Origin of the sequence: Halomonas sp. Cn5-12 (assembly GCF_021532545.1) — a bacterium.
Taxonomy (GTDB): domain Bacteria; phylum Pseudomonadota; class Gammaproteobacteria; order Pseudomonadales; family Halomonadaceae; genus Vreelandella; species Vreelandella aquamarina.
In genome coordinates, this window is sequence record NZ_JAKGAY010000006.1 from 60,293 (window position 1) to 74,370 (window position 14,078).

The 14,078-nt window shown below is 59.0% G+C and carries 10 protein-coding genes; 2 read left to right on the plus strand and 8 right to left on the minus strand.

Going from position 1 to position 14,078, the window contains the following annotated elements:
* Positions 1-55: 55 nt before the first annotated feature.
* Entirely contained in the window at positions 56-4,000 is a 3,945-nt protein-coding gene (locus L1249_RS05400; RefSeq protein ID WP_228168335.1) for a NahK/ErcS family hybrid sensor histidine kinase/response regulator, read from the plus strand.
* Positions 4,001-4,073: 73 nt separating this feature from the next.
* On the opposite strand, the gene L1249_RS05405 is transcribed toward L1249_RS05400, so the two are convergent.
* The 3 genes from L1249_RS05405 to L1249_RS05415 all read right to left on the minus strand — a co-directional run bounded on the left by L1249_RS05405 (position 4,074) and on the right by L1249_RS05415 (position 7,632).
* Positions 4,074-4,736 (minus strand): LuxR C-terminal-related transcriptional regulator, encoded by a 663-nt coding sequence (locus L1249_RS05405; protein ID WP_016916171.1) that lies wholly within the window; start codon positions 4,734-4,736, stop codon positions 4,074-4,076.
* A gap of 270 nt (positions 4,737-5,006) precedes the next feature.
* Positions 5,007-6,956 carry an acetate--CoA ligase gene (gene acs / locus L1249_RS05410; protein WP_228168336.1) on the minus strand — a complete coding sequence of 650 codons (1,950 nt, stop codon included), beginning with the start codon at positions 6,954-6,956 and terminating at the stop codon, positions 5,007-5,009.
* A 169-nt stretch (positions 6,957-7,125) separates the two neighbouring features.
* Positions 7,126-7,632: a SprT family zinc-dependent metalloprotease gene (locus L1249_RS05415; RefSeq protein WP_228168337.1), complete on the minus strand. Its 507-nt coding sequence runs from the start codon at positions 7,630-7,632 to the stop codon at positions 7,126-7,128.
* A gap of 129 nt (positions 7,633-7,761) precedes the next feature.
* Between L1249_RS05415 and L1249_RS05420 the strand changes: the two genes are divergently transcribed.
* Positions 7,762-8,436, plus strand: coding sequence for a YecA/YgfB family protein (locus L1249_RS05420; RefSeq protein ID WP_044628723.1), 675 nt, complete (start codon positions 7,762-7,764; stop codon positions 8,434-8,436).
* Positions 8,437-8,439: 3 nt separating this feature from the next.
* On the opposite strand, the gene L1249_RS05425 is transcribed toward L1249_RS05420, so the two are convergent.
* From L1249_RS05425 to aceF, 5 genes are all read right to left on the minus strand, one after another.
* Positions 8,440-9,561 carry a phospholipase D-like domain-containing protein gene (locus L1249_RS05425; protein ID WP_044628724.1) on the minus strand — a complete coding sequence of 374 codons (1,122 nt, stop codon included), beginning with the start codon at positions 9,559-9,561 and terminating at the stop codon, positions 8,440-8,442.
* 37 nt (positions 9,562-9,598) lie between these two features.
* A complete protein-coding gene (locus L1249_RS05430) occupies positions 9,599-10,309 on the minus strand; it encodes a class I SAM-dependent methyltransferase (RefSeq protein WP_044628725.1) in 711 nt (236 codons plus the stop codon).
* Positions 10,306-11,007, minus strand: coding sequence for a tRNA (adenosine(37)-N6)-threonylcarbamoyltransferase complex dimerization subunit type 1 TsaB (gene tsaB, locus L1249_RS05435; RefSeq protein WP_228168338.1), 702 nt, complete (start codon positions 11,005-11,007; stop codon positions 10,306-10,308). The genes L1249_RS05430 and tsaB overlap by 4 nt, the downstream gene beginning before the upstream one ends.
* Before the next feature lie 112 nt (positions 11,008-11,119).
* On the minus strand, positions 11,120-11,773 hold the full coding sequence (gene adk / locus L1249_RS05440) for an adenylate kinase (RefSeq protein ID WP_044628727.1): 654 nt from the start codon (positions 11,771-11,773) through the stop codon (positions 11,120-11,122).
* Positions 11,774-12,037: 264 nt separating this feature from the next.
* Complete coding sequence (gene aceF / locus L1249_RS05445) at positions 12,038-14,050, minus strand: pyruvate dehydrogenase complex dihydrolipoyllysine-residue acetyltransferase (RefSeq protein WP_228168339.1); 2,013 nt, start codon at positions 14,048-14,050, stop codon at positions 12,038-12,040.
* Positions 14,051-14,078 lie beyond the last annotated feature (28 nt).

Sequence of the window (14,078 nt, forward strand, 5' to 3'; positions counted from 1 at the left end):
CTCAGTACGCGCTATTTAAAGGTACAGTTAAAAGTACGATTGGTGAGGAGACACTATGTTTCATGGCGGGCTGCTGGTCGCGGTGTCACTGCTCTATATTGCAGTGCTGTTTGGTATTGCCTGGTTTGGCGACCGGCGTGCACGCACTCACGGCGCTAGCCGGCGCCGCCCGATTATTTATAGCCTAGCGCTCGCTATCTACTGTACGTCATGGACCTTCTACGGCGCGGTGGGTCAAGCTGCCACCGCGGGCTGGTCATTTGCCAGTATCTTTGTCGGGCCTATTCTGACGTTTTTGCTCTTCTGGCCTGTGCTGGCGAAGATGATCCGCGTTGCTAAGCACCAAAACGTCACCTCCATTGCCGACTTCATCGCCTCCCGTTACGGTAAAACCCAATCGCTGGCCGCCTTTGCTAGTCTGGTCGCCCTTGTCGGCACCCTGCCCTACATCGCGCTACAGCTAAAAGCGGTCTCCACCACGTTCAGCGTGCTCACCGACGCTTCCGATGTTACTCATACGCCACTGTTTGGCGATACGGCCTTTTATGTGGCAGTAGTGATGGCCATTTTTGCCATTCTATTCGGCACGCGGCATACCGATGCCACTGAACATCATGAAGGTTTAATCCACGCCGTCGCGTTTGAGTCATTGGTCAAGCTGCTGGCCTTTGTCGTGCTCGGCGCTTTTGTTACCTGGGGCATGTTCGATGGCCTGGGTGAGCTGATGGGGCACGCAGAGAGTCAGCTTGAACTTCAGCGCCAGCTCGCTAATCAGGATTTTGGCCAGAGCTTCTGGGCGCAGACCCTGCTCGCCATGCTGGCAATCCTGTGTCTACCCCGCCAGTTTCATGTGGCGGTGGTCGAGAACATTCACCCTAACGACGCCACTAAAGCACGCTGGCTGTTTCCGCTTTACTTGCTGGCGATTGCCTTTTTCGTAGTTCCCCTGGCCGCCGCTGGTCTGCTGCTGTTTTCAGAAAGCGGTGTGGAGCCCGACACCTATGCGCTCGCCCTTTCCATGGCCTCCGGCCAGCAGTGGCTCACGCTGCTCACGTTTATCGGCGGATTCTCTGCCGCAACGGGCATGGTGATTGTGGCGGCGGTGGCGGTCTCCATCATGATCTCGAACGAAATTGTGATCCCGGCGCTCTTCAGGCTGCGCTGGTTCGACACCAAAGCCAGAGACTATGGCCGTTTGGTGCTGCGCGCTCGCCGCCTCACTATCGTGGCCGTTCTGGCCATGGCGTACGGCTTTTACCAACTGATTGGCGAATTCACCTCGCTGGCCTCCATCGGCATGCTCTCGTTTGCAGCGGCGGCCCAGTTTGCTCCGGCGCTGATTGGCGGGCTGTACTGGAAGCGCGGCAACCGCTTAGGCGTCATTGTGGGCATGAACGTGGGCTTTGCTATTTGGGCGTACAGCCTGCTCATGCCCGCCATGATTAACGCTGGTGTACTGCCTCAAGCGTGGCTTGCCGGTGGCCCGCTGGGGCTTAACTGGCTGTCGCCGACGGCGCTGTTTGGCCTGAACATGGGCGATGCCTTTACCCATGGCGTGATGCTTTCGCTAGGGGTCAATCTGTTCTGCTATATCTTTGTCTCACAGATCACCTCCCAGCGGGTAGTCGAACGCATTCAGGCGTCGCTGTTTGTGGATAGCGTCGAAACTCGCCAAACCTCCGTTAATCGCCCCTGGACAGGGGCCACAACGGTGGGCGATTTGAAAGTGCTGTGTGAGCGCTTCTTAGGCGCGGGCCAAGTCGACCGTGCCTTCGATGATTACGCACGCCGAGCGGGCAAGCCGCTGGACGATGGCACCCGCGCCTCCATCGACGTGATCCAATTCACCGAGCGGTTTCTCGCCTCTGTCTTGGGGGCATCGTCGGCGCGGATCGTGGTGAACTCTGCCCTTCAAGGGCGAGGCATCGGTATTTCCGATGTGATCTCCATCGTGGATGAGGCCTCCCAGGTGCTGGAGTTCAACCGTGCCCTGCTACAAGCCACCATCGAGAACATCAACCAAGGCATTAGCGTGGTCGACCAGAACCTGCGCCTAGTGGTGTGGAACCAGCGCTATTTAGAGCTGTTCCGCTTCCCCGACCACATCATTCGCGTCGGCGCACCGATGGATCGCATCTTCCGCTACAACGCCCACAACGGCGAGTACGGCCCTGGCGACCCGGAAGAGCACGTGCAACTGCTGCTGGATAACATTCGCGATGGCCAACCCCACCGCTACGTGCGCTACCGCCAGGATGGGAGCGTGCTGGAAGTACAGGGCAACCCGATGCCCGGCGGCGGCTTTGTCTACACCTATCAGGATATTACCCAGCAAAAGCGTATCGAAGAGGCGCTGATCCGCTCAGAAAACAATATCCGCATCTATACCGATAACGTCCCGGCGCTGATTGCCTACTTCGATAAAGAGAGCCGCTATCTCTTTACCAACCGCGCCTACGAGCAGGCGTTCAACATCGACCGCAACGCGGTGATTGGGCGGCGCTACGAAGACGTGCTGCCGGTGAAACAGGCCGAAGAACGGGTGCCCTGGGTACAGCGCACCCTGGCCGGTGAGCGGGTCAGTTTTGAAGTCTCCATGCAGGTCAACGACGCCATGCGCTATATGCTGGTGACCTACACCCCGCACTTTGGTGACAGCCAGTCGATTTTGGGTTTCTTCGCGCTGTATCAAGATATTACCGAGCGCCGCCAAGCAGAAATTGCCCTCAAAGAGACCAACGAAACCCTGGAAGAGCGGGTGCGCGAGCGTACCCAGGCGCTCTCCGAAGCCAACGCCGCGCTTCGCCAGGAGAACCGTGTGCGTGCCGAAGCGGAGCAGGCACTGCGACAAGCGAAACAGCTCGCGGAAGACGCCAACGCCTCGAAAACCCGCTTCCTGGCTGCCGCCAGCCACGACCTACTGCAACCTCTGAATGCCGCGCGCTTGTTTACCTCTGCGCTGATGCAGAACGTCACCGCCAGCGACACCCAGCGCACCATTGGCCATATCGATAACTCGCTGCAAGCGGCCGAAGAGCTACTAGGCACGCTGCTGGATATCTCCAAGCTGGATGCAGGGGCGCTGACACCTCGGCGCAGCCACTTTGCCCTGGCCGATATTTTCCGCCCACTACGCGCTGAGTTTGAGGTGATGGCCGATGATCGCGGCTTGGATCTTGACGTTGTGCCCACTCAGCAGTGGGTGGATTCCGACCCGCAGATGCTGCGCCGGATCGTGCAGAACTTCCTCTCCAACGCGATTCGCTACACTCAAGAGGGGCGCGTGCTGCTTGGCTGCCGCCGCCAAGGAGGGCGACTGCTGATCGAAGTATGGGACAGCGGGCCAGGGATTCCCGAATCCAAATTGACGGAGATATTTCAAGAGTTCCGACGCCTCGATCAGGTTTCCCGTCATAAAGAGAGTGAAAAAGGCCTGGGGCTGGGACTCTCCATCGCTGATCGCATGAGCCGCGTGCTGGATCACCCCATCAAGGTGCGCTCCTGGGAGGGTGTAGGTACGGTGTTCTCGGTCAGCGTGCCCATCGTTGCGGCACGGGAAGCGACGATAACTGATCATCAAGAACCCCACAGCCGCCGCAGCGGCAACAAGCTGGCAGGCACTCGGATCGTGTGTATCGACAACGAAACACTGATTCTAGAAGGCATGACTGCGATGCTCAGCGGCTGGGGCTGCGAAGTGTTTACCGCCACCAGCATCGGTGGGGCAAAGTCGATTCTACGCAATATGGACGGTGATCCTGACGCCATCCTGGCAGATTATCACCTGGATAACGAGGTCACCGGCCTGATGGCGCTAGAAGCACTTAGTGAGCGCTTTGCAGGGGCCGTTCCCGGCATTGTCATCACCGCCGACCGTACCGAAGCCGTCGCAGAAGAGATCAAGCGGGCAGGCTACCAGCTCCTGCTCAAGCCGGTGAAACCAGCCGCCCTACGCGCACTGCTCACTCGTACTCTCCAGGCCAGCCGCGCCAAACCCTAATAGTAAGCCTAAAAAACAGCAGCGCCGCGCTTAGAAAAATCTAAGCGCGGCGCTGTTCACCTGCCGTTAGCCGTTACGACTCGACTTTCGGCGGCTCCACTTCCAGTTTCTGCGCGGCAATAACCGCCTGAGTGCGCGAGTGCACACCCAGCTTACGCAGAATGGCCGTCACATGGGCTTTAATAGTCGCTTCTGACACATTCAGCTCGTAGGCAATTTGCTTATTCAGCAGGCCTTCGGTCAGCATGTTCAGCACGCGAAACTGCTGGGGTGTTAGCGAGGCAATCGCCTCAGCAAAGCGCGACTCCTCTTCACTGGTCTCTTCCAGTACGTTGGCTAGTGCTTCCGGTAACCACACCTCACCCTGCAGAATCTCGCCGACCGCTTCCGCGATCAGTTGCAGCGACGATGATTTAGGAATAAAACCAGAGGCACCGTAGTCGATGGCACGACGCACCACGTAGGGCTCATCGCTGCCGGACACGACGGCTACCGGAATATCCGGCATCTGCCCGCGCAGTTGGATGAGACCCGAAAAGCCGTGGGCACCAGGCATATGAAGATCCAGCAGAATTAAATCCGCATCGGGGTGTCGATTAACGACCTCCGTGGTGGCTTCCATGGTGTCGGCTTCGACAATCTCGGCCTGGGGGGCCAACTGGCGCAACGCCTGGGTAAGCGCTGCGCGAAACAGCGGATGGTCGTCAGCGACGATAAACTTATGGGCTACTGCCATGGATTTTCCTCCGGTTCCTCGAGCAGCGGGGTTGCCTGCCGCCGCGACGCTAGGCTCATACGGTTGAAGCATGGTACCCCATGGGCTTCATCATGCCCAAGCATCACATGCACAATTTGTTATTGGAACGTCATTCAAACAGAAACAGCGGTGCCGGCTCATGGCCGGCACCGCAACAGACTAACGCAGTTTGCCCTGATTCAATAAATCCAGGCGTGACGCTGGTCATTGAAAACAGCCCCCACAAGACGATTCATGGGGGTGCTTCCCTTACTGGTTGGCACGATGTTCGATCAGGTCATCGACCACCGACGGGTCTGCCAGCGTGCTGGTATCGCCCAGACCATCGCACTCGTTGGCGGCAATTTTGCGCAGAATGCGGCGCATAATTTTACCTGAACGCGTTTTCGGCAGCCCCGGCGCCCACTGGATAACATCCGGCGAGGCAATAGGGCCGATATCCTTACGCACCCACTGAGTCAGCTCTTTCTTTAGCTCGTCCGTGGGGTCGATACCGTCGTTCAGGGTCACGTAGATGTAGATGCCCTGGCCTTTGATATCGTGGGGGAAGCCCACTACAGCCGCTTCGGCCACGGCAGAGTGCGCCACCAGAGACGACTCAATCTCGGCGGTGCCCATGCGGTGGCCGGAGACGTTCAGCACGTCGTCCACCCGGCCGGTGACCCAGTAGTAGCCATCCTCATCACGACGGCAGCCGTCGCCCGTGAAGTACATGCCGTCGTAGGTAGAGAAATAGGTCTGAACGAAGCGCTCATGATCGCCCCAGATAGAGCGCGCTTGCCCCGGCCAGGAGTCCAGAATCACCAGGCTGCCCTCGGTAGCTCCTTCGAGTTGGTGGCCTTCGTTATCGACCAGGGCAGGTTTGACGCCGAAGAAAGGCGTGGTCGCCGAGCCTGGTTTCAGGTCGGTGGCCCCCGGCAGCGGCGCAATCATGATGCCGCCGGTTTCTGTCTGCCACCAAGTATCCACAATCGGGCACTTCTCGTTGCCGATCACGCGGTAGAACCACTCCCACGCTTCGGGGTTAATCGGCTCCCCCACCGACCCCAGTAAGCGCAGCGAATCACGCTTGCTGGAATCCATCACGTTGTCGCCATGAGCCATCAGCGCACGCACGGCTGTGGGCGCGGTGTAGAGGATATTGACCTGATGCTTATCGACGATTTCACCCATGCGACCGTGGGTCGGATAGCTCGGTACGCCCTCGAACATCAGCGTCGTGGCACCGTTTGCCAGCGGACCGTAAACGATATAGCTATGGCCGGTCACCCAACCCACGTCCGCCGTACACCAGTAGATTTCGCCCTCTTGATAGTCGAACACATACTGATGCGTCATGGCGGCGTAAGTCAGGTAACCGCCGGTAGTGTGCTTCAAGCCTTTCGGCGCGCCGGTGGAGCCTGAAGTGTAGAGAATGAACAGCGGGTCTTCCGCGTTCATCGCCTCGGCCGGGCACTCGCTGGACTGTTTGTCGACCAGCTCGTCAAACCAGATATCGCGGCCTTCCTGCCAGTCGATCTCACCGCCGGTGCGCTTCACAACCAGCACGTTTTTGCACACATCGGTGCCGTCACGCTTGAGCGCGGAGTCGACGTTCTCTTTCAGCGGCACATGCTTGCCGCCGCGAACCGACTCATCGGCAGTGATCACCAGTTTGGAATCTGCGCCGATGACCCGCTGGGCCACAGCGTCTGGCGAGAAGCCGCCAAATACCACCGAGTGCACCGCACCGATACGGGCGCAGGCCAACATGGCCATGGCCGCTTCGGGAATCATCGGCATATACAGCGTTACTGTATCGCCTTTCTGAACACCCAGCGATTTCAAGCCGTTTGCTAGCTGATTGGTGCGCTCGTAAAGTTCGCGATAACTAATATGTTTGGATTCGTTGGGGTTATCGCCTTCCCAAATAATCGCCGTTTGGTCGCCACGCTTCTCTAGGTGGCGATCTAAGCAGTTCGCCGCGACGTTAAGTTCGCCGTCTTCAAACCAGCGGATATCGACGTTATCTCGGGCGAACGAGGTGTTTTTGATTTTGCTGGGGGTTTTAATCCAGTCGAGGCGTTTTGCTTGCTCGCCCCAGAAACCTTCTGGGTCGTCCATGGACTGCTGATACATTGCCGCATATTTATCTTTATCGGCCCATGCCTTGGCAGCGATGCTATCGCGCACTGGATAGACGTTTTTATGCTCGCTCATGAAATTGCCTTTGTCCGTGAAGTTGCACTCTCTAGAAAATGGTGTCGGCCTTATTATTGACTACACCGACGCGCGTAATATTCACCTAGCATAAACCTGTCCTGAACGGCTTCCCTTTAGACATTGGTATTATCATTTTTTATTTTAAAAACAATGATTTAAAATAGCATCACAGGTTTTTAAATGCGCTGTAGACCAAGGTCTGATCACAATGGCGGCAACGATAACGACGCCCCTTTACCACCAAGGCATGACGTCTGGCGGTAAAATGATGGACTTGGCAGCCACACTCATACCGATAAGGACGCGGTTGGGAACGCTGAATATCAAAGCGGTGAGTCACCCGTGGCACCAAGCCAAACAGATTTCGCATCACTGACTGCCACTCGCGGCCGTGGGGCTTTAAGCGCGTGCCGTTGGCCAGATGAAAGACCAGCCAGTGGGCCATCTCGTGGGGAATCACTTCATCGAAGAAGGCCTGTCGATTGTCTTTCAACAGCACTGGGTTAAAGCGTAGTCCACCCCGCCCAAGATGCGCCTGCCCTGCTGAAGCACCTTTCAAATCAAACCATACCTTTGGGGCTGGCAGCGCTGGGTAGACTTCTCGGCAGCGTGCCAGGGCCTGCGCCACGCGCTCTTGAGCCGCCTGAAGCAGCGCGTCATGAGAACGCGACATGAGCTCATCGCGCGGCCAAGGGGGCAGTGGTGACGTCTTCATTAGTGATAAACTAGCCATTAGTAACGTTGCTCGATTGTGACGGATCGACAGCGGTTTTCAAAGATGACGTTGACCACGAGGCTCCCCATGGCAGAGCGCAATACCGTGACCGAAGCAAACTCGCCCGACAATGCCCCGCCTCAGCCGCTGCTTGATGATGAACAGCTCGACAGGCTGGATGATTTTCTCGATTCAGAGCAAGTGGGCGAAGATGCCCTCGATCTGATCTCGGCCCATGGCTTTCTAGTCGCCTTGGCGGTTGCCCCTAGCGAGCAGCCCACCGAGCAGTGGCTAGAGGAGCTATTCCAAGGCGAACCCAACTACCGCGACGCCGCCGAGCGCGAAGAGATCATCCAGCTGCTGACGCTACTGCGCGACAACACCATGGCGGTACTGGAGCAAGGTGGCCTACCGGAGCTGCCCTTCGAGCTAACGCTGGATGGCCTGCCCGCCGAGGAAACCCCTATTGGCGACTGGTGTGCAGGCTTTATGGAGGGCGTATTCAGCGACGAGAGCGCCTGGTTCCAGGATGACGAAGAGGCAGCCGCCACCCTGCTGCTGCCCTTCATGCTGCTCTCGGGTCTGTTTGACGACGAACCCGACATGGCCGAGATGGCCAGCGATCAGGCCAATCAGGAAGCGCTGGTGGCCCAGCTGCCCGAACTGGTGCTCGACCTCTACCTGCACTACCGCGTACCCCCCGAGACGCCCAAACCCAAGCCCCGCAAGAAAACCCCTGCCAAGGGCAAAAAGCGCAAGTAGCCGCTACTTGAGCCGCGTCACCAGGCCATCCAGCGCGCCATATACCCACTCCCGGGCGCGCTGCCACCAGGGCCGCGCGGCCCAGGCATGGGCATCCACCTCTTGGCTGGCGGCAAAGTTACGCTCGAAAAGCGCCTGCACTTCGCAGGCAAACGCCGAGTCCTCGATCTCCTGATTGGCCTCTAGGTTCCAGTGTAGGTTCCAGTGGTCAAAGTTACAGGAGCCGAGGCTAACCCACTCATCGGCCAGGACGAACTTGGCGTGTATAAAAGTCGGCTGGAACTCGAAAATACGCACGCCCGCTCTCAGCAGCCCTTGATAAAAACGCTGACCCGCATAGCGCACGCCGGGGTGGTCGTGCTTGGCACCGGGCAGTAGCAGACGAACGTCGACGCCTCGCTGGGCGGCTCGAATCAGGCGACGACGCAGCGCAAATGTCGGCACAAAATAGGGCGTACATAACCACAGTCGTTGGCGAGACTGGTGGACCCGCGCGTAGAGTGAGTGCCGAATGGCCTGGTAGCGATAGCCACGCCCCGAGATGACCCTGCCCCTGACACCCTCTTCCTGCGGCTCGGCTACCCGCGCCTCCGGCAGTGCCAGACGCGGCCCTTGCGGGGACGCATAGCGGGTCAGCCGCGAACACCACAAGCGACGAAACAGCGCCTCCCAGTCGGCCACCACGGGCCCTTCGACCCGGGCGGCGATTTCGTACCAGGCCTCCAGGAATTCATCCACCGCGCCAAACCCGCCCGTGAAGGCTACCTCGCCATCCACCACCACGATCTTGCGGTGGTCACGGCTAAGATTGCGTGCCAGCGAGTGGAAGCCAATCGGGTTGAACAGCTGCAAGGCCACGCCCGCTGCCTGCAAACGTTCACGGTCGCTTCGCTCCAACCCCATGGCGCCATAGCCATCTAGCAATAGATAGGTTTTCACCCCTCGCCGCGTTGCGGCTTCTAACGCGTCAATGACTTGGTTTGCGAGCTCGCCGGACTCCATCAAATAGAGCTCCACCAGCACGTAGTGCTGCGCCTGACTCACCGCCTCAAACATCGCCGGTAAAAAGCGCGATGCTTCCGGCAGCAGAATCACACGATTTCCTTCTCGCCACTCGTGCTGCATAGAGACTCCTTCTCTTGCTACGCTGCTTCATCCACGCTCAGCGGCTGAGTGAACGATGAACGTACAGATCGTAGCGGCTCGTTTTGCCTTCCAGCGTGTGCTGCGGCGCAGGCCCAGCAATGGGCGGCGCCTTACGCGGGCGTTTCACCACCACGCGGTGGGTTGCCACCTCCAGCGCCGCTGCTAATAAGCGCGGGGCATCGTCATCATCCCCGGCCAGCTCACGAAACACGCGCATCTCTTTTTTCACCAGCGCGGACTTTTCGCGATGGGGGAACATGGGGTCCAGATGAATGACCTGAGGCGCAAACTCAGCATCAGCGATGAGAGCTGCCAACTGTTCCGCGGCGTCGCCATGGCGAAGTGCCATTCGCCCGGCAATCAATGCCGTTTCATCTGCGCTAGCGGCACGTTCAAGGCCATCTTGCAGCAGCGCCGCAATGGCTTCGACCCGCTCAATCATTAGCACCTGCGCGCCTAGGCTTGCCAACACAAAGGCGTCGCGGCCAAGGCCTGCTGTGGCATCAACCACGCTCGGCGTGATGCCCTTGGTAAGCCCGCAGGCTTTGGCCACCAATTGCCCACGGCCGCCGCCGAACTGACGGCGGTGCGCGGCCTTGCCCGAGACAAAATCAACGCTGAGCGGCTTGCCGTACTGGCGCTCATCCCCCGCTAAGGCAAGCTGACCATTCACATACCCCAGGGTTAGCCCTGGCGGCAGGGCCACCTGTGGCACCGGCTGGCTCATGCCGGTTTTTTCCAGGCAACATTATTGCGCAAGTACACCGGCTGCGCTTCATGGGCCGCCCGGCCTAAGCCTGCGTCCAAGTCGCGCGCGGCCAGCCAGGCCATCTCCTCTGCGCGCGGTTCTAAGTCCGTGAGATGTTGCGACATACTGGCCTGCACGCCGACAGCAAACTCATCCCACAGGCTAAAGCCCGAGCCTACGCCCACCCAATCGGTCTCGTCGGCCGGCAAGCGGAATGCACCGGGCGCGATGACGACCTCGTCACTTTGTAAGCTTAGGGTATCGTTCAAGCAGTGCCAGGTGGCCGCATACACTTCGCCCATGCGCGCATCCAACGCGGTGACTACATGGCGAAAGTGATAACGCCGATGCGCTTGTAGCGCGAGCGCCTCCAAGGTCGAAATGCTGAGCAGCGGGCAGTCCAAGCCAAACGCCAGGCCTTGGGCAGCACCGGCCGCAATGCGCAGGCCGGTAAACGAACCGGGACCACGCCCGAACGCAATGGCGTTCAGCGCTTGAGGGGCAATGCCCGCATCAGCGAGCAGCTCGTCCACCATCGGCATCAAGCGCTTGGTGTGCGCGCGTGGCGTCATTTCATAGCGCGCCAAACAGTCACGCTGACCGCTTGCTTGGCGGAGCAAAGCCGCAGAACAGGCGCTGGAGGAGGCATCCAGTGCCAGAAGGTATAACGACGACATAGCGGTGTTGCACTCCGTAAAAATAGGCCTCTAGTATACCGTCACACGCCTGAAACGACGATGGCCCGCAGGAAGCCTGCGGGCCATCGTGACACGTGACGCTGCGGCGCGCTTAGCTCAGCGCTTCTTTCACCTGGCGCGTGATGTCCGCCACGCTGCCCACGCCTTCGACGCGGTGATACTGCGGCGCGGCGGCCGGGTCCTCTTTCGCCCACTGCTGGTAGTAGTCCACCAGCGGCGCGGTTTGTTCGTGGTAGACCGACAGGCGGTTACGCACCGTGGACTCTTGGTCGTCTTCACGCTGGATCAGCGCTTCACCGGTCACATCGTCTTTACCCGGTTCTTTGGGCGGATTGTGCTCGATGTGATACACGCGACCAGAGGCCGGGTGTACGCGGCGACCTGCCAAACGGCTGACGATCTCTTCATCCGGCACGGCGATTTCCAGTACGTGATCGAGTTTCACACCGCCCTCCTTCATGGCATCTGCCTGAGGAATGGTGCGCGGGAAGCCGTCAAACAGGAACCCATTCTCACAGTCGGGCTGGCTAATACGCTCTTTGACCAGGTCGATGATGATGTCATCCGACACCAGACCACCGCTGTTCATAATCTCTTTAACCTTCAGGCCCAGCTCAGTGCCGTCCTTGATAGCGGCGCGCAGCATATCCCCGGTGGAAATTTGGGGAATCTTGAACTGCTCACAAATAAACTGAGCCTGAGTCCCCTTCCCTGCGCCGGGGGCACCCAACAGGATTAAACGCATGGCACTGCTCCTTGAATGATCGTCTTGAATGGTAGTGATAGATGAAATCAATGAACCGACAATAACCGTGCCGTTCAGGCGACACAACTCCCCAAAAGCCTGAGAGCACGATTATTTTGTGTTTTTTTGAGCAAAAACAGCAAAGTGGCCAGCGTTAGTACTTTGGTCACCCTGTTTGCGCCAAGCCACCGTTTACACGGCTAAGCCGTTTAAACACAAGCGGCGCCCGAAAGGGCGCCGCTTGTGGCTTGCTCGTATGATCGCTTACAGCAGCAAGCGACGGATATCGGTGAGCACGTCCGCCAGGAAGGCGGTGAATCGCGCTGCATCCGCACCGTTGATCGCGCGGTGATCGTAGGAGAGTGACAGCGGCATCATCAAGCGCGGCTGGAAAGCACTGCCATCCCATACCGGCTTCATCTGCGCTTTCGATACACCCAAGATCGCGACCTCAGGGGCGTTGACGATCGGCGTGAAGGCCGTGCCACCAATCGAACCCAGGCTCGAAATGGTGAAGCAGCCACCGGTCATCTCTTCCCGCTTGAGCTTCTTGGTTTGCGCTTTCTTGCCCAGCTCCGCCATCTCCTTGGCAATCTCAATCAAGGACTTCTTATCGGCGTCGCGCAGCACGGGCACCATCAGACCGTCCGGCGTATCCACCGCGATACCGATATGGACGTACTTCTTCCATACCAGCGTATCGCCGTCGCCTTTCAAGCTGACGTTGAACTGCGGGAACTTGCGCAGTGCAAAGGCACACGCCTTGACCAGGAAGGGCAGCGGCGTGAGCTTGGCTCCCTGGGCTTCGGCTTCCGCCTTCATAGCTTTACGGAAGTTCTCAAGCTCGGTGATGTCGGCTTCATCGAACTGAGTCACATGGGGTACGTTGAGCCAGCTGCGGTGCAGGTTCGTTGCGCCCATCTTGAGCAGGCGACCCATCGGCTTCTCTTCCACGTCACCAAACTGGCTGAAGTCGACTTCCGGCACGGCGGGGATACCTGCACCACCGCTGGCAGCAGGAGCGGCTGCCTGGGCTTTGCCCTGGTTCGCAATGGCTTGCTTAACGTACGCTTGTACGTCCTCTTTCAGCACGCGGTCTTTCGGGCCGCTGGGCTTCACGAGGCCAAGGTCGACGCCTAGCTCACGGGCCAGCATGCGTACTGCGGGTCCTGCGTGAACCAGCTTGCCGTCACGCGGCTTATGCGCGGCCATTTGCGCTTCGGGGCTGGGAGAACCCGCCGGAGAAGCCTGCTTGGCGCTGGGTGCGCTCTGCGGCTTGCTATCCGCCTTTTCAGGAGCCGCTTTTTTGGGTGCGGCTTTCTTGGCACCCGCGACTTCCATATAGCCGATCACGTCACCTTCGGAGACCGTATCACCCTCTTTGACGGTGAGCTCCAGAATCTTGCCCTTGAAGGGGCTTGGCACGTCCATGGAGGCTTTGTCAGACTCCAGAGTGATCAGCGGGTCTTCGATGTCAACTTCATCGCCAGCGGCAACACCAATTTCGATAATCGGCACGTCAGAAGAGCCTGACAGATCCGGCACGCGAATCTCTTTGCGTTCGGGCTCGCCGCTGCCGCCCTCTTCTTCGGCCGCATCGTCTTCGGCGTCGGCAGATTGGTTAGCGGTGGCAGACTCGTCAGCCTGCTCAGGCGCGTCCGCGTCGTCGGTATCGTCACCTTCGCCCGCGATCTCCATCTGGCCAATCACGTCGCCTTCGGAAACGGTGTCGCCCTCTTTCACCGTTAGCGACACGATCTTACCGCTGTGCGGGCTAGGCACGTCCATGGAAGCCTTGTCAGACTCCAGGGTGATCAACGGGTCTTCAGCGTTGACGTCATCGCCTTCGCTCACGGCGACTTCGATGATCTCGACGTTATCGGAGCCGCCAAGGTCAGGCACCTTGATGTCGACGGTCTGCTTGCCACCGCTGGCTTTCTTCGGCGCAGGGGCCGCTTCTGGCTGCTTGGCGGGCGCGTCGGCTTCGGGCTGGCTGTCTTCTGCGGCGGCTTCTGGCTCGGCATCGCTCTCACCGCCACCTTCCACTTCCAGCTCAACGATATCGTCGCCTTCGGAGACTTTATCGCCCTCTTTCACCAACACTTTGACCACCTTGCCGCCTTTCGGGGCCGGTACATCCATGCTGGCTTTGTCGGATTCCAGAGTGATCAGGGTGTCTTCCGCTTCGATGACGTCGCCTTCTGACACCGCAATCTCGATGATTTCGACATCGGTATCCCCACCGATGTCGGGAACTTTGATGATTTCGCTACTCAAGGTCGCGCTCCTTCCAAATCGGATCGAG